Origin of the sequence: Frigoribacterium sp. 2-23, from assembly GCF_049601585.1 — a bacterium.
Lineage (GTDB): Bacteria > Actinomycetota > Actinomycetes > Actinomycetales > Microbacteriaceae > Frigoribacterium.
In genome coordinates this window covers 2106714-2123737 of sequence record NZ_CP187126.1, presented here as the reverse complement: position 1 = coordinate 2123737, position 17024 = coordinate 2106714, and the positions used below count along the sequence as shown (strand labels likewise).

16 protein-coding genes and 1 tRNA gene are annotated in these 17024 nt (G+C 70.5%); 12 read left to right on the top strand and 5 right to left on the bottom strand.

Translation table 11 applies throughout. The features are described 5' to 3' along the window. The 5 genes from ACPEEZ_RS09980 to ACPEEZ_RS09960 all read left to right on the top strand — a co-directional run bounded on the left by ACPEEZ_RS09980 (position 1) and on the right by ACPEEZ_RS09960 (position 4647). Positions 1-1263 carry an ABC transporter substrate-binding protein gene (locus ACPEEZ_RS09980; protein WP_423918214.1) on the top strand — a complete coding sequence of 421 codons (1263 nt, stop codon included), beginning with the start codon at positions 1-3 and terminating at the stop codon, positions 1261-1263. A 242-nt stretch (positions 1264-1505) separates the two neighbouring features. Then, positions 1506-2432: a carbohydrate ABC transporter permease gene (locus ACPEEZ_RS09975; protein WP_423924234.1), complete on the top strand. Its 927-nt coding sequence runs from the start codon at positions 1506-1508 to the stop codon at positions 2430-2432. Then, positions 2429-3340 carry a carbohydrate ABC transporter permease gene (locus tag ACPEEZ_RS09970; protein WP_423918211.1) on the top strand — a complete coding sequence of 304 codons (912 nt, stop codon included), beginning with the start codon at positions 2429-2431 and terminating at the stop codon, positions 3338-3340. The genes ACPEEZ_RS09975 and ACPEEZ_RS09970 overlap by 4 nt, the downstream gene beginning before the upstream one ends. 2 nt (positions 3341-3342) lie before the next feature. Further along, positions 3343-3579 (top strand): hypothetical protein, encoded by a 237-nt coding sequence (locus tag ACPEEZ_RS09965; protein ID WP_423918208.1) that lies wholly within the window; start codon positions 3343-3345, stop codon positions 3577-3579. 39 nt (positions 3580-3618) lie between these two features. Beyond that, positions 3619-4647: a LacI family DNA-binding transcriptional regulator gene (locus ACPEEZ_RS09960; RefSeq protein WP_423918205.1), complete on the top strand. Its 1029-nt coding sequence runs from the start codon at positions 3619-3621 to the stop codon at positions 4645-4647. Between the two features lie 17 nt (positions 4648-4664). Here ACPEEZ_RS09960 and ACPEEZ_RS09955 read toward each other — a convergent pair whose 3' ends face one another. Beyond that, positions 4665-5300 carry an MBL fold metallo-hydrolase gene (locus ACPEEZ_RS09955; RefSeq protein ID WP_423918203.1) on the bottom strand — a complete coding sequence of 212 codons (636 nt, stop codon included), beginning with the start codon at positions 5298-5300 and terminating at the stop codon, positions 4665-4667. A gap of 114 nt (positions 5301-5414) precedes the next feature. On the opposite strand from ACPEEZ_RS09955, the gene ACPEEZ_RS09950 reads away from it, so the two are divergent. Next, positions 5415-5490, top strand: a tRNA-Glu gene (locus tag ACPEEZ_RS09950). A 174-nt stretch (positions 5491-5664) separates the two neighbouring features. Here the strand turns inward: ACPEEZ_RS09950 and ACPEEZ_RS09945 are convergent. Genes ACPEEZ_RS09945 through ACPEEZ_RS09935 form a run of 3 tightly spaced genes read right to left on the bottom strand, consistent with a single transcriptional unit; the run spans position 5665 to position 9620 of the window. Further along, positions 5665-6306 (bottom strand): alpha-ketoglutarate-dependent dioxygenase AlkB, encoded by a 642-nt coding sequence (locus ACPEEZ_RS09945; RefSeq protein ID WP_423918201.1) that lies wholly within the window; start codon positions 6304-6306, stop codon positions 5665-5667. Positions 6307-6357: 51 nt separating this feature from the next. Continuing rightward, the gene (locus tag ACPEEZ_RS09940) at positions 6358-8004 is read right to left on the bottom strand and encodes a PQQ-binding-like beta-propeller repeat protein (protein WP_423918198.1); all 1647 of its coding nucleotides are present in this window, start codon (positions 8002-8004) and stop codon (positions 6358-6360) included. Next, complete coding sequence (locus ACPEEZ_RS09935; RefSeq protein ID WP_423918196.1) at positions 8001-9620, bottom strand: PQQ-binding-like beta-propeller repeat protein; 1620 nt, start codon at positions 9618-9620, stop codon at positions 8001-8003. Before ACPEEZ_RS09935 ends, ACPEEZ_RS09940 begins: the two co-directional genes overlap by 4 nt. A 258-nt stretch (positions 9621-9878) precedes the next feature. Between ACPEEZ_RS09935 and leuC the strand changes: the two genes are divergently transcribed. Genes leuC through ACPEEZ_RS09905 form a run of 6 tightly spaced genes read left to right on the top strand, consistent with a single transcriptional unit; the run spans position 9879 to position 16402 of the window. Then, entirely contained in the window at positions 9879-11345 is a 1467-nt protein-coding gene (gene leuC, locus ACPEEZ_RS09930; RefSeq protein WP_423924232.1) for a 3-isopropylmalate dehydratase large subunit, read from the top strand. Next, the gene (gene leuD, locus ACPEEZ_RS09925) at positions 11345-11941 is read left to right on the top strand and encodes a 3-isopropylmalate dehydratase small subunit (protein WP_423918194.1); all 597 of its coding nucleotides are present in this window, start codon (positions 11345-11347) and stop codon (positions 11939-11941) included. The genes leuC and leuD overlap by 1 nt, the downstream gene beginning before the upstream one ends. Continuing rightward, positions 11942-13309 (top strand): UDP-N-acetylglucosamine 1-carboxyvinyltransferase, encoded by a 1368-nt coding sequence (gene murA / locus ACPEEZ_RS09920; RefSeq protein ID WP_423918191.1) that lies wholly within the window; start codon positions 11942-11944, stop codon positions 13307-13309. A 6-nt stretch (positions 13310-13315) separates the two neighbouring features. Next, complete coding sequence (locus ACPEEZ_RS09915; protein WP_423918188.1) at positions 13316-14179, top strand: lysophospholipid acyltransferase family protein; 864 nt, start codon at positions 13316-13318, stop codon at positions 14177-14179. A 59-nt stretch (positions 14180-14238) separates the two neighbouring features. Then, positions 14239-15252 carry an NAD(P)H-dependent glycerol-3-phosphate dehydrogenase gene (locus tag ACPEEZ_RS09910; RefSeq protein WP_423924230.1) on the top strand — a complete coding sequence of 338 codons (1014 nt, stop codon included), beginning with the start codon at positions 14239-14241 and terminating at the stop codon, positions 15250-15252. Positions 15253-15292: 40 nt separating this feature from the next. Continuing rightward, positions 15293-16402 (top strand): D-alanine--D-alanine ligase family protein, encoded by a 1110-nt coding sequence (locus ACPEEZ_RS09905; RefSeq protein WP_423918185.1) that lies wholly within the window; start codon positions 15293-15295, stop codon positions 16400-16402. Positions 16403-16483: 81 nt separating this feature from the next. Here ACPEEZ_RS09905 and ACPEEZ_RS09900 read toward each other — a convergent pair whose 3' ends face one another. After that, positions 16484-17008, bottom strand: coding sequence for a DUF3515 family protein (locus ACPEEZ_RS09900; protein WP_423918183.1), 525 nt, complete (start codon positions 17006-17008; stop codon positions 16484-16486). Between the last annotated feature and the right edge of the window lie 16 nt (positions 17009-17024).

Below are 17024 nucleotides of genomic sequence, written 5' to 3'. Positions count from 1 at the left end.
ATGAAGAAGATGCGTCTCGCGTCCGTTGCCGGGGTCGCCATTGTCGGCCTGGCGTTGGCGGGTTGTTCGGGTGGGGGCAGCTCCGGGGGCGACGCCTCCTCCGGTCAAGACAGCCGCGGCCCCATCACGTACGTCCAGGGCAAGGACAACAGCAACGTCGTGCGGCCGCTCCTCGACAAGTGGAACGCGGCGCACCCCGACGAGAAGGTCACCTTCAAGGAGCAGAGCGACCAGGCCGACCAGCAGCACGACGACCTCGTGCAGCACTTCCAGGCCAAGGACTCGGGCTACGACGTGGTCGACGTCGACGTCGTGTGGACGGCCGAGTTCGCCGCCAAGGGCTGGCTGACGCCGCTGACCGACAAGATGGCCGTCGACACGAGCAAGCTGCTCCCTGCCACCGTCAAGACCGCGACCTACAACAACACGCTGTACGCCGCCCCGCAGACCTCCGACGGCGCGCTGCTCTACTACCGCAGCGACCTCGTGAAGACCCCGCCGACGACGTGGTCCGAGATGATGGCCGACTGCGACATCGCGAAGCAGGCCGGCATCGGCTGCTACGCAGGCCAGTTCGCCAAGTACGAGGGCCTGACGGTGAACGTCTCCGAGGCCATCAACGGCGCCGGAGGCTCGGTCCTGGACAAGGACGGCAAGACCCCGACGCTCACCACCTCCGACGCGGCCAAGGGCCTGCAGAACCTGGTCGACGCGTTCAAGGACGGCAACATCCCGGCCGAGGCCATCACGTACCAGGAGGAGCAGGGCCGCACGGCGTTCGAGAGCGGCAAGCTGCTCTTCCTCCGCAACTGGCCCTACGTCTACAACCTGGCCAAGACCGACGGCTCCTCGACGGTGAAGGACACGTTCGCGATCGCCCCGATCCCGGGTGCCACCGGCGTCGGCGCCTCGACCCTGGGCGGTCACAACGCGGCGATCAGCGCCTACTCGAAGCACAAGGCCACCGCGCACGACTTCCTCGAGTTCCTGGAGTCGAACGAGACGCAGAGCTTCTTCGCCACGCAGGGCTCGCTCGCACCCGTGGTCGAGAGCCTGTACGACGACCCGACGCTGGTCGAGAAGCTGCCCTACCTGCCCGTGCTGAAGACGTCGATCCAGAGCGCCGTGCCGCGTCCCGTCACGCCGTTCTACCCGGCCGTCACGAAGGCGATCCAGGACAACAGCTACGCCGCGCTGAAGGGCGACAAGACCGTCGACCAGGCGCTGAAGGACATGCAGGCCGCCGTCAAGTCCGCCGGCTAGCCCGCCGACCGGCCCTCGTCGGTGCGGTGCCACCCGGGCGCCGCACCGACCCGGAGGGGCGGCCTTCTCCGCCGCCGCCCCTCCGGGCCCCTTCATCGTCCCGACACTCCAGGCAAGGAGGCCTCGTGTCCGCTCTGACCGATGTCCCGTCGACGATCCCGTCGGCACGCACCCCGCAGCGCAAACCGGACGGCCGCAAGCGCGGCGGTCTCAACGAAGCCCACGGTCGCTGGGCGCTCTACCTGATCATCCCGACGTTCTTCCTGCTGGCCGTCGTCATCGGCTACCCGGTCGTCTCGGCCGTGATCCAGTCGTTCGAGAAGGACCAGGGGCTCGACCCGGCGACCGGCCTCTTCGTCGCCGGCGGATTCGCCGGCTCCTCGAACTACGCCCACTGGCTGCTCCAGCAGTGCACGACCTCGGGCGGCGGTACCACCGCGTGCCCGCCCGGCTCCATCGGCGCCGTCTTCTGGCAGGCCATGGGCAACACGTTCTTCTTCACGGTCGTCACGGTCGCCCTCGAGACGGTCATCGGCGTGTGGATGGCCATCATCATGAACCGCAACTTCAAGGGCCGGGCGCTCGTCCGTGCGGCGATCCTCGTGCCGTGGGCCATCCCGACGGCGGTGACCGCGAAGCTCTGGTACTTCATCTTCGACTTCAACGGCATCCTCAACAACATCCTGCACACCAACATCCTCTGGACGAGTGACGAGTGGGCCGCGAAGTTCGCGATCGTGATGGCCGACACCTGGAAGACGACGCCGTTCATGGCGCTGCTCATCCTGGCCGGGCTGCAGCTCATCCCGGAAGAGGTCTACGAAGCGAGCAAGATGGACGGCGCGTCCACCTTCCAGCGGTTCACCCAGATCACGCTGCCGCTCGTGCGGCCCGCCCTCATGGTCGCCATTCTCTTCCGGGTGCTCGACGCCCTCCGCATGTACGACCTCCCGGCGATCCTGACCGGGGGAGGCGGTGGCAGCGGGAATGCGACGACCACACTCTCCATCCTGGTCGTCGACCAGATCCGGCAGGGCTTCAACAGCGCCTCCGCACTCTCCACCATCACGTTCCTCGTCGTGTTCCTGGTCGCCTTCATCTTCGTCCGCTTCCTCGGGGCGAACGTGGTGCAGACGCAGGCCGCGCAGCAGAAGGGTGAACTGAAATGACCGTCGCCGCCGACCTCCCGCGCAGCCGGGCCCGCGAGCGGGCCACCGATCACGCCGAGCCCGTCGTCCGCACGAAGCGGCACTGGGGGCCGTCGGTCAGGACGGGTATCAGTGCCGTCGTGATCGCCGTCTGGTGCCTCGCGCCGTTCTACTGGATGATCGTCACCGCGTTCCGGGACGTGGGTTTCACGTTCGACACGTCGCCGTGGCCCACGCACGTCACGCTCGACAACTTCCGGACGGCGTTCTCGACCGACCTCGGCAACCACCTCGGCCGCGCCCTGCTGAACAGCGCGTTCATCGGGGTCACCGTGACCGTGATCGCGCTGCTCTTCGGCACGACCGCGGCCTACGCCCTGGCCCGCCTCGACTTCAAGGGCAAGTCGCTGATCGCCGGGTTCATCCTCGCGGCCTCGATGTTCCCCGGCGTCGCGCTGATCACGCCCCTCTTCCAGCTGTTCACGAACATCGGTTGGATGGGCTCGTACCAGGCGCTCATCCTGCCGAGCATCTCGTTCGCGCTGCCGTTGACGGTGTACACGCTCACCTCCTTCTTGCGGGAGATGCCGTGGGATCTCGAGGAGGCGGCTCGCATCGACGGCTGCACCCGCATCGGGGCGTTCCGGCGCATCATCCTGCCGCTGGCGGCCCCGGCGGTGTTCACGACCGCGATCCTCGCGTTCATCTCGTCCTGGAACGAGTACTTGATCTCGAGCCAGCTGTCGAGCGACGCGACGCAGCCCGTGACCGTCGCGATCGCGAGCTTCGCCGGCAGCCAGCCGCACCAGGAGCCGTACACCGCCATCATGGCGGCCGGCACGATCGTCACCATCCCGCTGGTCATCCTCGTGCTGATCTTCCAGCGTCGCATCGTTGCCGGCCTCACCGCCGGTGGAGTGAAGGGCTGACCATGGCCAGGGTGGCACCGACACGGTCGACCGACCGGATCGACCTGATGATCGGCTTCTCGGGCTTCTTCGCCCTCGCGTTCTTCGTGATCACGGTGGTGTGCGAGATCACGGGCGAACCGGCTCTCACCTACGCCCTGGTGCTGTTGGCCCTCGTGGTGACCCTCGGCGTCCTCCTGCGTCGGCGCGGACAGCTCGTCCGCGCCGAGCCGGAGGCCGCCGCGGCGCACCGCCGCTGACGCCCGGGACTGTCAGAAGAGACCGCTACCGTGGACGCCGTGACCGGTATCCAACAGATCGCACGGGTGACCGGCCTCTCCAAATCGACCGTGTCGCGCGCGCTCCGCGGGCTTCCCGGTGTCTCGGCCGAGACCACGTTGACCGTCAAGAACGTCGCCGACGAACTGGGCTACATCCCCTCGTCGGCGGCCGCGGGTCTCGCGACGGGGCGGCATCATGCGGTCGGAGTCGTCGTGCCGACGATCAACCGCTGGTTCTACATGCGCGCCCTGGAGGGCATCGACGCCGAGCTGCGCCGAGCGGGCTACGACCTCATCCTGTTCAACCTCGGTCGCCCCGACGGGTTCCAGGCCCGGGGGTTCCACCGTTCGATGCTGCGTCAGCGGGTCGACGCCCTCGTCCTGTTGTCGCTGGCGTTCGACGACACCGAACGCGAACAGCTGCACCTCACCGAGTACCCCGTCGTCATCATCGGGGGGCCGGGGCCGGGCATCCGGCACATCGGCATCGACGACGACGCCGCGGCCCGGCTCGCGACGCGGCACCTGCTCGACCTCGGTCATCGTGCGATCGCCCACATCGGCGGGTACGACGAGGCGGGCATGAACGTCGCCGTCCCGCAGGAGCGACGGCGCGGGTTCATCGCCGAGCTCGCCACCGAGGGCATCGCGGCGCGCGACGACTGGATGCTCGACGGCGGCTTCACGTTCGCGGGCGGGTACCGGGCCATGCAGGCGCTGCTCGCCGGGGGCGACCGGCCGACCGCCGTCTTCGCCACGTCCGACGAGATGGCCTTCGGAGCGCTGACCGCGCTTCGCGAGACCGGGCTGCGGGTGCCCGACGACGTCTCGGTCATCGGCATCGACGGTCACGAATACGGGCCGGTCGTCGGCCTCACGACGATCGCCCAGTCTCCGAGCGACCAGGGTGCGACGGCGACGCGGGCGCTGCTCAGCGAGCTGGCGGGCGGTCCGCGCGTCGATCAGTTCCCCGCCGCCGACATCGAGTTGGTCGATCGCGGCAGCACCGCGCCTCCTCGGGGGGCCGAGCCCGCGGCTCGACCCTGACCGCGGGCCGCGAGCCGTCAGAGCTCGACGGACTCGTGGGGTCGCAGCAGCAGAGCCTCGGAGCCGAGGGCCTCCGTCGCACCCTTGATGCGATCGGCATGCGACCGCAGACCGACCTCCGAGAGCGTGCCCTCGTGGGTGGGGAAGGTGCGGGCGGGTATGACGGCGGTCACGTAGTCCATGGCCTCCGAGATCTTGAGCCAGGGGGCACCGACCGGCACGGCGAGGGTGTCGACGGGGAATCCGGGCACGGTCAGCGCATCCCCGGGGTAGAAGAGCCGCCCGTTCACGAGCACGCCGACGTTGTCGATCACCGGGAGACTCTCGTGGATCACGGCGTGCCGCGAGCCGGCGAACGCGAGCGTGAACGGGCCGACCTCGATGGTGTCGCCCTCGGCGACGGTCTGTACGGTGAAGTCGGCGGCGGCCGTCGCGACACCCGGAGGGCCGACGATCAGGGCGCCCGGGCTGGTGGCCAGGATCTCGCGCAGCTGGTCGGGGCTCCAGTGGTCACCGTGCTCGTGTGTGATGACGACCACGTCGACGTCGTGCAGACCGACGAGCGGCGACGTGAACCCACCCGGGTCGATGACGAGTCTGCGGCCCGACTCCTCGACGATGAGGCAGGCGTGTTCGAGCTTCGTGAGTCGCATGCCGCGACTCTACGCCCGCTCTCTCGAGGCTCCGGAGGCGCGGCCAAAGACACGAAATCGGCTCAATTTGTTTCGGGCTCACGCGCTATGGCATACTCGTGGAGTTGCAAATACGGCCCCATCGTATAGCGGCCTAGTACGTCGCCCTCTCACGGCGGTAACGCGGGTTCGAATCCCGCTGGGGTCACCACCATCGCTCCGGTTCTGCGAAAGCAGAGCCGGAGCGTTTTTCGTTGTACGGCGTCGCGCCGTCTGCGGGAACGGCGTTACGCGCGTGCGGGGACGAAGCGGGCCCGGGCCCGCCCCTGCGTTGCCCCTTTCCCAGGTGCAACGGTGTGGCGGTGCGGCGGCCCGAGCGAACCGGTCAGCTCGGCCAGACGGGCCTGAACTGCACGCTGATGCGGGGGCCCACGGCCTTCTTCGTCTTCGCGATCGCGTGCTCGTGCGTCCGCTGGCAACTGCCGCCCATCACGAGCAGGTCGCCGTGCCCGAGGGGGAACCGACGCGTCTCGCCCGTGCGCCGCGAGCGCACGGCGAGGGTGCGGGCGGCCCCGAGCGAAAGGATGCCGACCATCGTGTCGCGATCGATCGCCGTGCCCACGCGGTCGCCGTGCCAGGCGATGCTGTCGTCGCCGGTGCGGTAGAAGCACAGGCCGGCGCGGCGGAACCGCTGCTCGTCGGGTGCACCGAGGGTGGCGTAGTGCTCGTTCAGCTCGGTCATCGCGCGTGTCAGCACCGGGTCGGGGAGGGCATCGCCCACGCCGTACGACGACACCAGGCGGGGCACCTCGACGACGCGGTCGTACATCGGCCGGCGGTCGGCGTGCCACGGCACGTCGGTGACGAGTCTCTCGAAGAGGGCGTCCGACCCGGTCGCCCAGCCGGGTCGGAGGTCGAGCCAGGCGCCGTCGCCCAGGTCGATCCGCTCGACGTCGTCGGTGAGCGTCTGCAGGGCCGGCCCGTCGTCGAGGGCATCGAAGAGCGACGCGGTGAAGGAGGTGCTCATGGGCTCAGCATACGTCATCGTTCGAACACGTGTTCGAACGGATCGAAGCGGTCAGTCGTCCGATCCGACGACCCGCGCCTCCGGTGCGGTCAGCTCTCGCGCGACTCCCGAGACGTCGATGTCGACGAGTCGACCGGCCCAGGCGTACGCCTGCAGTTCGGCGGTGTGCGACCAGAGCCGCCGGCCGTCGTCCAGATCGAACGCGATGAGCTGGGAGCGCCCGCCCGACGTGCCGTAGGCGAGGGCGTAGCCGACGGTCCGACCCGCGGCGACCAGGACGGAGCCGTCCGGCAGGCTCGACCGGAAGAGCTCGCCGCCGGAGCCGCCCGACAGGGCTCGCAGCTCGGTCAGACCGCCGTTGGACGACTGGCTGAGCGCGTAGACGGTGTCGTCCGTCTGCCCGGTGAGGCCGTCGGCCGAGGTGAAGCTCGGGAGGCTCCGCGACCAGCGCGACTCGCCCGTGGCGTAGTCGAGGCAGGTCACCTCGCGAGCCGTGATGTCGGTCACGACGAGGCACGCCCGGGTCGCCGAGTAGGCGCCGCGGACGTCGACGGTGGAGGTCCAGACCGTCCTGCCGTCGGCGTCGAGCGCCTCGACGCCCGCCGTCGAGCCGCTCGTCGGCTCGGGGCCGCGAGGCGCGATCACGAGCCCGTGGTGGACGGTGTAGCCGATCAGCACGTCGAGCCGGGTGCCCCAGGCCGTCGAGCGGCCGGTGCGCACGTCGATCTGCACCGTCCCGCTCGGCTGCGCGACGACGAGGCGGTCGGCGAGCGCGAGGGCCACCCCGGTCGTGGTGCCGGTGCCGCTCCACACGATCGTCGACAGGTCGTCCACCGCGCGTAACTCGTAGCGGTACGGGCCGCCGCCGGGTGGTCGGTATCCGGTCGCCACGACGTCGCCGACGGACTGGAACTGGTCGGAGTCGTGGACGGTGAGGGGTCCCGAGGTACTGACGGTACGTCCCGTCGTCCGGTCGAGGGCGAGCAGGAGACCGCGGGCACCCGCCGTCGCCCTGACCACCACGCGGTCGGTCGGCCCGGGCGTCTCGTCCGCCGACCTCTCGTCGCGCAGTGCCGTCATGTCGGTGACGGCGACCGTGCCGGTGAGGCCGGCGTCGCGCAGGTCGTCGCCGACGTCGTGCAGCCAGACGATGCGGCCGAGCCGGACGTCGAGGAGGGCGACACGGGTTCCCACGCCCTTGGTCGCCGCGCCGCAGTCGCCGTCGTTCGCGAAACCGTAGGTCCAGGCTCCGGCCGCGCGCACGAGGGCGAGCCCGGGCGCGACCGTCTCCGATCGGTAGCGCAGGCACTCGGGCGGCGCTCCCGGCGCGAGCGTGGACGCGAGGTCGAGGCGCCAGCCGTCGGTGGAGGGCGCGGCGCGCAGGTCGACGAAGTCGATTCCCTGCCAGGCCGACGCGGCGCCGTAGCGCGGTTGCCCGGGCACGCAGAGCGCGGCGATGAGCGTCGTCGCCACCGCGAGCACGACGGTCGCGAGCCCGACGCGACGACCCCGGGAGGCGCGGTGCCAGCGACGACCGAGCGCGCCTCCTCGGGGTGGTCGCGTCGCGGTCGGCGGCGGAACGGTCTCGGACGGCGACTCGCTCGGCTCTGCGGCGGGCCCCGGCGGCCGATGCCGCGCCTCCCACGGGGCGTCCGGTGTCGTCGGCCGGGGAGGCTGCCAGCCGCGATCGCCGCTCATGGCGTCGTCACCGCCCGGTCTCCCGCCGCGAGGTGTCTCGCGATGCCGCGATCGTCGATCTGGACGAGCCGGCCGCCCCAGTAAGACACCGTGTCGCCGCTCTGCACCGACCACAGCCCTGCCCCGGTCACGGCGTCGATCGCCGTGATGCCGCGCGGGTACGACCGGGAGTCCTCGGTGCCGACGTAGACGACCGTGCGCGACGCGGCGACCGCCTCGTCGAGGGCTCCTATCGGCGTCCGGAACCGCTCGGTGCCGCTGGCCCCGTCGAGACAGACCAGCACGGCGCTGTCGGTGCCCCGCGTCAGCACGAAGACGTCGTCGCTCGTCTGCCCGGGGAGGGCCGTCGCCGAGAACGGCGCGTGCAGGTCGGCGGTCCACCGAGCCGCCCCCGTGGACGGGTCGAGGCAGACCGCCTCGTCCTGGTCGGACGCCGTCGCGACGACACAGCGTCGGGTCACCGCGATGGATCGTGCCGAGGTGGTCGTGGTCGACGTCCAGCGCGCCGTGCCGTCCGGGGCGAGCGCGCTCACGGTGCGTCGGCCGTCCCGCGTGCGGTCGAGGGCGTAGACGAGGCCGGTGTCGCCCGGGGGGACGGCGATGCTGTCGGGGTGGGCCGCGAAGGGGTGTTCGGCGCCCGTGCTGCCGTCGACGCGCACGACCCGGTCGTGCTGCACCGTGAGCAGGCCGCCGTCGATCAGCAGGGGAGTCGTCCCGACGTCGACCTGCCCCTGCCACACCGGCGTGCCGAGGTCCGCCGCGTCGACCAGCGCGAACCCGTCGCCGCTGTCGCCGGCACCGGTGTACGTGCGCAGCTGGAGGCGCCCGCGGGTGTCCACGCTGACCGAGGGCAGGTCGCGTCGGCCGCGCGTCGTCTCGACGACGTGCCCGTCGTCGAGGTCGAGGGCGACCAGCACGGTCGAGCCGGTCGCCTGCGTCTGGACGAGCACCCGGGACACGGCCGGGACGACCTGGCTCGACGGGATGCTCAGCGGGTCGGCCCCGGCGACGTCGGCGGCGATGTCGTGGACCCAGCGCACGTGCCCTGTCGTCGTGTCGATCAGGGCGACCCGGCTGCTCGTGTTGGCCAAGGCGAACTGGCGGCACTCGGGCGCCTCGGCCGCGGAGCCGAAGTCGAGGTCGACGGAGCTCGAGACGGCCACGAGCCCGTCTGCGGCGGCGCTCGGCCAGAAGTGCAGGCATCGAGGTGGTGCGTCCGGCGACAGCAGCTTCGCCAGGTCGAGCCGCCAGGCGGCCTCGACCGGTTGCGACCGCGTGTCGTCGACGGTCGTCCCGCCCCACGGGGCGCCGTCGCCGTAGGCCGGCTGAGCTGCCGACCCGATCAGCCCCACACCGGCCGCGAGGACGACCACCGTCACGAGGGCCACGATCGAGACGGACGCGCGGGAGGCGCGGAGCAGTCGCTCACGCCGGTCGCGTCGTCGAGAGGGTCGGCCCGGGGGAGCCGCGATGGTCTGGGCGGCCCCGATGGTCGACGCGCCCTCGGTGCTCGCGCCGCTCGCGGCGTCGCGACCCGCGCCTCCGGCCGCCCCGCCCCAGGCGTCTCCGCCGGGCGCGGGCCTCGGCGGGCGCCACGGAGGGGTCACAGGCACCATGGGGTCGTCGACCTCCTCGTCGAGGGCAGCCCGGGGCGACGGCGTCGCCGGGGTGTCGCCATGGTAGGCCGGTGTCGGCCCATCGGCCCATCGGCGCGGGGATGCGGTGGAGGGGCTCCGGCGCTCGCCGACGGACTCGGAATAGACCGCCTCGTAGCGCGCGTTGTCCCCCCTGCGCGTCGGGAAACACGCCGGAAACACTGGCGTAGACTTCGACGATCAATCCGACCGTGTGACCGATCGAAGAAGGGCGTGCCCGTGGGTAGAACGCTGGCCGAGAAAGTGTGGGACGACCACGTCGTCGTCAAGGGCGAAGACGGAGCCCCCGACCTTCTCTACATCGATCTCCACCTCGTCCACGAAGTCACCAGCCCGCAGGCCTTCGACGGTCTGCGTCAGGCCGGTCGCCCGGTCCGTCGCACGGACCTCACGATCGCCACCGAAGACCACAACACCCCGACCCTCGACATCGACAAGCCGATCGCCGACCTCACGAGTCGCACCCAGATCGAGACGCTCCGTCGCAACACGGCCGAGTTCGGCGTGCGCCTGCACCCGCTGGGCGACGCCGAACAGGGCATCGTGCACGTCGTCGGCCCGCAGCTCGGGCTGACCATGCCCGGTGTGACGGTCGTCTGCGGCGACTCGCACACCTCCACGCACGGTGCGTTCGGCGCGATGGCGTTCGGCATCGGCACGAGCGAGGTCGAGCACGTCCTCGCCACGCAGACGCTGCCCCTGAAGCCGTTCAAGACGATGGCCATCACCGTCGAGGGCACACTGCGCCCCGGCGTCACGGCGAAGGACATCATCCTCGCCGTCATCGCGAAGATCGGCACCGGCGGTGGGCAGGGCTACGTGCTCGAGTACCGCGGCAGCGCCATCCGCGCCCTCTCGATGGAGGGCCGCATGACCATCTGCAACATGTCGATCGAGGCGGGTGCCCGCGCCGGCATGGTCGCGCCCGACCAGACCACGTACGACTACCTCGAGGGTCGCGACCACGCGCCGACCGGTTCCGACTGGGACGAGGCCGTCGCCTACTGGGACACGCTCCCCACCGACGACGACGCCGTCTTCGACGCCGAGGTCTACCTCGACGCCGACACGCTCGAGCCGTTCGTCACCTGGGGCACCAACCCCGGTCAGGGCGTCTCGCTGAGCGACTCGGTGCCCGACCCGGCCGCCATCGACGACCCCAACGAGCAGGCCGCCGCCTCGCGCGCCCTCGAGTACATGGCGCTCGCCGCGGGCACCCCGATGAAGCAGATCCCCGTCGACGCCGTCTTCATGGGCTCGTGCACCAACAGCCGCATCGAAGACCTGCGCGCCTTCGCCTCGATCGTCCGCGGTCGCACCAAGGCCGAGGGGGTCCGCGTCATGGTGGTCCCCGGCTCGGCCCGGGTCCGTCTCGAGGCCGAGGCCGAGGGCCTCGACAAGGTGTTCACGGACTTCGGCGCCGAGTGGCGCTTCGCCGGGTGTTCGATGTGCCTCGGCATGAACCCCGACCAGCTCGCGCCGGGCGAGCGCTGCGCCTCCACGAGCAATCGCAACTTCGAGGGGCGGCAGGGCAAGGGCGGTCGCACCCACCTCGTCTCGCCGCTCGTCGCGGCCGCGACGGCCGTGCGCGGCACGCTGTCCTCCCCGTGGGATCTCGAGAACGACCTGATCGACCCCCGCCAGAACCCGGCCGACGAGGCCCTGACCTCAGGAGGCGCGCGCTGATGGAGAAGTTCACCACCGTCACCGGCGTGGCGGCACCGCTGAAGCGGTCGAACGTCGACACCGACCAGATCATCCCCGCCCAGTTCCTGAAGCGCGTCACGAAGACGGGCTTCGAGGACGCGCTGTTCTTCGGCTGGCGCCAAGACCCGGAGTTCGTGCTGAACCAACCGGCGTTCCAGGGAGCGCGCGTGCTGGTCGCCGGAGCCGACTTCGGCACGGGCTCGAGTCGCGAGCACGCCGTCTGGGCGCTGCGCGACTTCGGCTTCGACGTCGTGATCAGCTCTCGATTCGGAGACATCTTCCGCGGCAACTCGGGCAAGCAGGGGCTGCTCGCGGCCGCGGTGTCCGAGGACGACGTGGAGCGCATCTGGGCGGCCATCGACGCCGACCCCGGTGTCGAGATCACGGTCGACCTTGAGCAGCAGACCGCCACGGTCGGCGGCCTCACGGTCTCGTTCGAGGTCGATGCTTACACTAAGTGGCGACTCCTCGAAGGCCTGGACGACATCGGCCTGACGCTTCGTGACGAAGCGGCCATCACAGAATTCGAAACCCGACGCGCCGCCTGGCGCCCCAAGACATTGCCGGTGAAATAAGTGAACTCTCTCGTACAGGATGCAGCCGCGGCAGGCGCTCGCGTGGGTCTGACGTCGGATGAGATCGTCATCCGCGGCGGCAAGCCCCTCATCGGTCGCATCGAGGTGCGCGGTGCCAAGAACCTGGCCACCAAGGCTATGGTCGCGGCCCTGCTCGGCGACACGCCCAGCATCTTGAAGGACGTCCCCGACATCAGCGACGTCAACGTCGTCCGGGGTCTGCTCTCGGTGCACGGCGTCCGCATCACCGACCCGGCCCGGGGCGAGATGATCCTCGACCCGTCGAACGTCGAGTCGGCGCACTTCGCCGAGATCGACGCGCACGCCGGCTCGAGCCGTATCCCGATCCTGTTCTGCGGGCCGCTGCTGCACCGTCTGGGCGAGGCGTTCATCCCCGACCTCGGCGGCTGCCGCATCGGCGACCGGCCCATCGACTTCCACCTCGACGCCCTCCGCGCCTTCGGTGCGATCGTCGACAAGTCCTACAACGGCATCCACCTCACGGCCCCGAACGGCCTCAAGGGCGCGAACATCGAGCTGCCCTATCCGAGCGTCGGCGCCACGGAGCAGGTGCTGCTGACCGCGGTGCTCGCCCAGGGCGTCACCGAGCTCCGCAACGCCGCCATCGAGCCCGAGATCATGGATCTCATCGCCATCCTGCAGAAGATGGGCGCCGTCGTCTCCGTCGAGCCGAACCGCGTCATCTTCATCGAGGGCGTCGAGAAGCTCCGCGGCTACACGCACCGGGCCATCAACGACCGCAACGAGGCCGCCAGCTGGGCCGCCGCGGCACTCGCCACCAAGGGCGACATCTTCGTCGAGGGCGCCGACCAGAAAGACCTCATGACGTTCTTGAACGTCTTCCGCAAGGTCGGCGGCGACTTCGACGTGCACGAGGACGGCATCCGGTTCTTCCACCCCGGCGGAGACCTCAAGCCCGTCGTCGTCGAGACCGACGTGCACCCCGGCTTCATGACCGATTGGCAGCAGCCGCTGATCGTCGCCCTCACCCAGGCGCAGGGCACGTCGATCGTGCACGAGACGGTCTACGAGAACCGCTTCCAGTTCACCGAGGCGCTGAACGACATGGGCGCCGACATCGTCGTGCACAAAGACGGCCTCCCCGGTCACGACCGTCGCGTCGCGCGTCGCGAGTTCGAGCAGGCGGCCGTGATCAACGGGCCGAGCAAGCTGCACGGCGCCGACATCCGCGTGCCCGACCTGCGCGGTGGCTTCAGCCACCTCATCGCGGCCCTGACGGCCGAGGGCGAGTCCAAGATCAGCAACGTCGGCATCATCAGCCGCGGCTACGAGCACTTCATCGCGAAGCTGCGCAAGCTGGGCGCCGACTTCGACTTCCAGGGCTAGCCGCCGGTGAGCGCGGACGCCCGTTCCGACGACGGAGGAGGCGCGGGCGAGTCGGCCCGCGCCTCCTCCGCTGTCGTCGTCGACCCCGATCGACCCATCGTGCAGGGCCCGCGGCGTGGTCGCGAGCGCACGGCGCTGTGGACCGTGCTCGTCGGTATCGCGCTGCCGATCTTCGACCGGATGGCCTCGATCGACGTGCGTCACGCCGAACGGCTGCCGCACGAGGGGTCGTTCGTCATCACGCCGAACCATTTCTCGAACATCGACCCGGTCGTCGTCGGTCGCGTGCTGTGGGGCTGCGGGCGCATCCCGAGGTTCCTCGCGAAGGAGTCACTCTTCCGGGTGCCGGTCTTCGGGCGCCTGATGCGGGCGATGGGGCACATCCCCGTCGACCGCTCGGGCCGTTCGCATGCCAGCGACCCGTTGAAGACCGCTCGTCTGCTCACCGCGACCGGTGGCGGTGTCATCGTCTACCCCGAGGGCACGCTGACCCGTGACCCCGACCTCTGGCCCATGCGGGGCAAGAGCGGCGCCGTCCGCCTCGCCATCGAGGCCGGTGTGCCGCTCATCCCGATGGCGCACTGGGGCACCCAGCAGCTGCTGCCGCCGTACAGCTCGAAGATCAGCCTCTTCCCCCGCAAGAAGATCACGGCGGTCATCGGCGACCCCGTCGACCTGTCCGCCTACCGCGACCGGCTGCACGACCAGGCCGCGATCACCGAGGCCACCGCGCTCGTCATGCAGAAGATCACCGAGCTCGTGGAAGACCTGCGCGACGAGAAGGCGCCGGTCGAGCGCTGGAACCCGAAGAACCTCGGTGCCGCCGCCGGCAGCGAGGCCACATCCGATCGAGGAGACACCCCCGCGTGAGCGACCCCCAGGCAGAACCCGGCGACGGCTACGTCACCACCGAGGCGATCTCGATCGTCATGGCCGAGGCGGTGCCGCGCAAGGTGGCGGTGCTGGGCGCCGGCAGCTGGGGGACGACGTTCGCCAAGATCCTCGCCGAGGGCGGTGCGGACGTGACCCTCTGGGCCCGCCGCCCCGAGCTGGCGCGTGAGATCACCGAGTCGAAGCGCAACAGCGACTACCTGCCCGGCATCAACCTGCCGCGCACCCTGACGGCCAGTACCTCGGTGGCCACCGCGCTCCAGGGCGCGGAACAGATCTACGTCTCGGTGCCGAGCCAGACGTTGCGCGAGAACCTCGCCGCCATCCGGTCGATCGTGCCGCACGGTGTGCCGGTCGTCAGCCTCATGAAGGGCGTCGAGAAAGCCACCGGACTCCGCATGAGCGAGGTCATCGAGCAGGAGCTCGACATCGACCCCGATCTCATCGCCGTGGCATCCGGGCCGAACCTCGCTCTCGAGATCGCGAAGCGTCAGCCCACGGCGGCCGTCGTGTCGAGCCGCAGCCTCGAGACGGCGACGTTCGTCGCCTCGACCGCGACCAATCCCTACTTCCGGTCGTTCGTCAACACCGACGTCATCGGCACGGAGTTCGGTGGCGTGCTGAAGAACCTCATCGCGGTCGCCATCGGCATCGTCGACGGCGTCGGCTACGGCGAGAACACGAAAGCGTCGATCATCACGCGAGGTCTCGCCGAGATGACGGCGTTCGCCGTGTCGTTCGGCGCGAAGGCCGAGACGCTGGCCGGGCTGGCCGGGCTCGGCGACCTCATCGCGACCTGCGAGTCGCCGCTGTCACGCAACAACACGGCCGGGCGCCTGCTCGGCCAGGGCTACGCCTTCGGCGACGTCGTCCGGCAGATGAACCAGACGGCCGAGGGGCTCGCGTCGGTCGCGCCGATCCTCGAACTGGCCCGCCGTCAGGGCGTCGACATGCCCATCGTGCAGCAGGTCGCGGAAGTGCTCGCCGGTACGCTGGACCCGCGCAACATCGCGCCGCATCTCACCGAGACGGACGAGCCGCAGGGCGAGTGACGGTCTCCCGGTGACGGCCCCGATCGACGAAGGCATCACGATGACCACCACCCCCGCGAACCGCACCCGCACCGTCGCCCTGCTCTTCGGCGGCCGCTCCAGCGAGCACTCGATCAGCTGTGCCACGGCCGGCGGCGTCCTGGCCGCCATCGACCGCGAGCTCTTCGACGTCATCCCGATCGGCATCACGGCCGACGGCGCCTTCACCCTCCAGCCCGACGACGCCGGCCTGTTCGCCCTCGACGCCGAGACCCTGCCGACCGTCGTCGACAACGGCACCCGGGTCCGCTGGCCCGACTCGGCCACGAGTCGTGAGTTGACCGTGACCGAGGCGGACGGCAGCGTCCGCCTGCTCGGCGAGGTCGACGTCGTGTTCCCGATCCTGCACGGTCCGTTCGGCGAGGACGGCTCGGTGCAGGGCCTGCTCGAGCTGATCGGGCTGCCCTACGTCGGCGCCGGCGTCCTCTCGTCGGCGGTCGGCATGGACAAGCACTTCACCAAGGTGCTGCTGCAGCACGCGGGCATCGACGTCGCGCCGTGGCAGACGATCCGCCGCCACGAGTGGGAGCAGGACCCGGAGGCCGTGGCATCGGCCGTCGAGACACTCGGCTACCCGATGTTCGTGAAGCCCGCCCGGGCCGGGTCGAGCGTGGGCGTCTCCCGCGTCAGCGCCCCCGAGCAGCTGGCCGCGGCCATGCGGACGGCGTTCGCCGAAGACCACCACGTGCTCGTCGAGGCCGGCGTCGTCGGACGCGAGCTCGAGTGCGCCGTGCTCGGCGGGCGTCAGGGCGGCGCTCCCCGCACGTCGGTCGCGGGCGAGATCGTGCTCGACGCCGACACGTTCTACGACTTCGAGTCGAAGTACCTCGGCGGCGACACGGCCCGCCTGGTCTGCCCGGCCGAGCTGTCCGGCGACGAGCTCGCCGAGATGCAGCGACTCGCGTCCCGCGCTTTCGAGGCGATCGGCGGGTCGGGTCTCGCCCGCGTCGATTTCTTCCTCACCGCCGACGGCTGGGTCGTCAACGAGCTGAACACGATGCCCGGCTTCACGCCGATCTCGATGTTCCCGGCCTGCTGGCTCGCGAGCGGACTCACCTACCCCGAGCTCATCACGGAGCTCATCGAGTTGGGCCTCGAGACCGAGCGCTGACCCGCGCTCGCTCGCCGCGACGAGCCGGCGGCGCATCGGCTCACCACAGGAGGCGCGGTGCGCGATGCGAGGAGGCGCGGGTTACGGCGTCGGGGTCGCGCTGGGGTCGTCGCCCGGGTCGGGCACGTCCTGAGCGCCGACGCACTGGCGGTCGACGGGCAGGTAGCCCACCGCATCCGCGAGGTCGTGCAGGACGTTGCCGCCGTTCGCTTTCGTACTGTCGACGATGACCTGCACGCCGGGTGTGCGTCCGTACGTGGTGAGCACCGACGTGTCGGCGTCCTCGGGGTCGGTGTCGATCAGCCAGTCGACCCCGCCGATCCGGTAGCACGGCAGGTCGGAGACGGTCGGCGTCGTGACGCCGCAGTGCAGCAGCACGGCCGCGGGATCGCCCCACGCGCCGGTCGCCTGGGCGTCGGTCTCGCGCCGCTGGTTGTTCGTGTCGACGACCTCGGGCAGGTGCACGGTGACCTGCGCGCAGCTCGGGTCGTTGGACCCGGCGGCCGGCGACATCGGCACGGCGGCGGTGCAGCCGGCGACCGTGACGGACGCGGCGACGGCGAGCAGGGCGACGACGGTCGTGCGGCGTGCGAGCGAGGGGGACATCGCGACCAGGCTACCG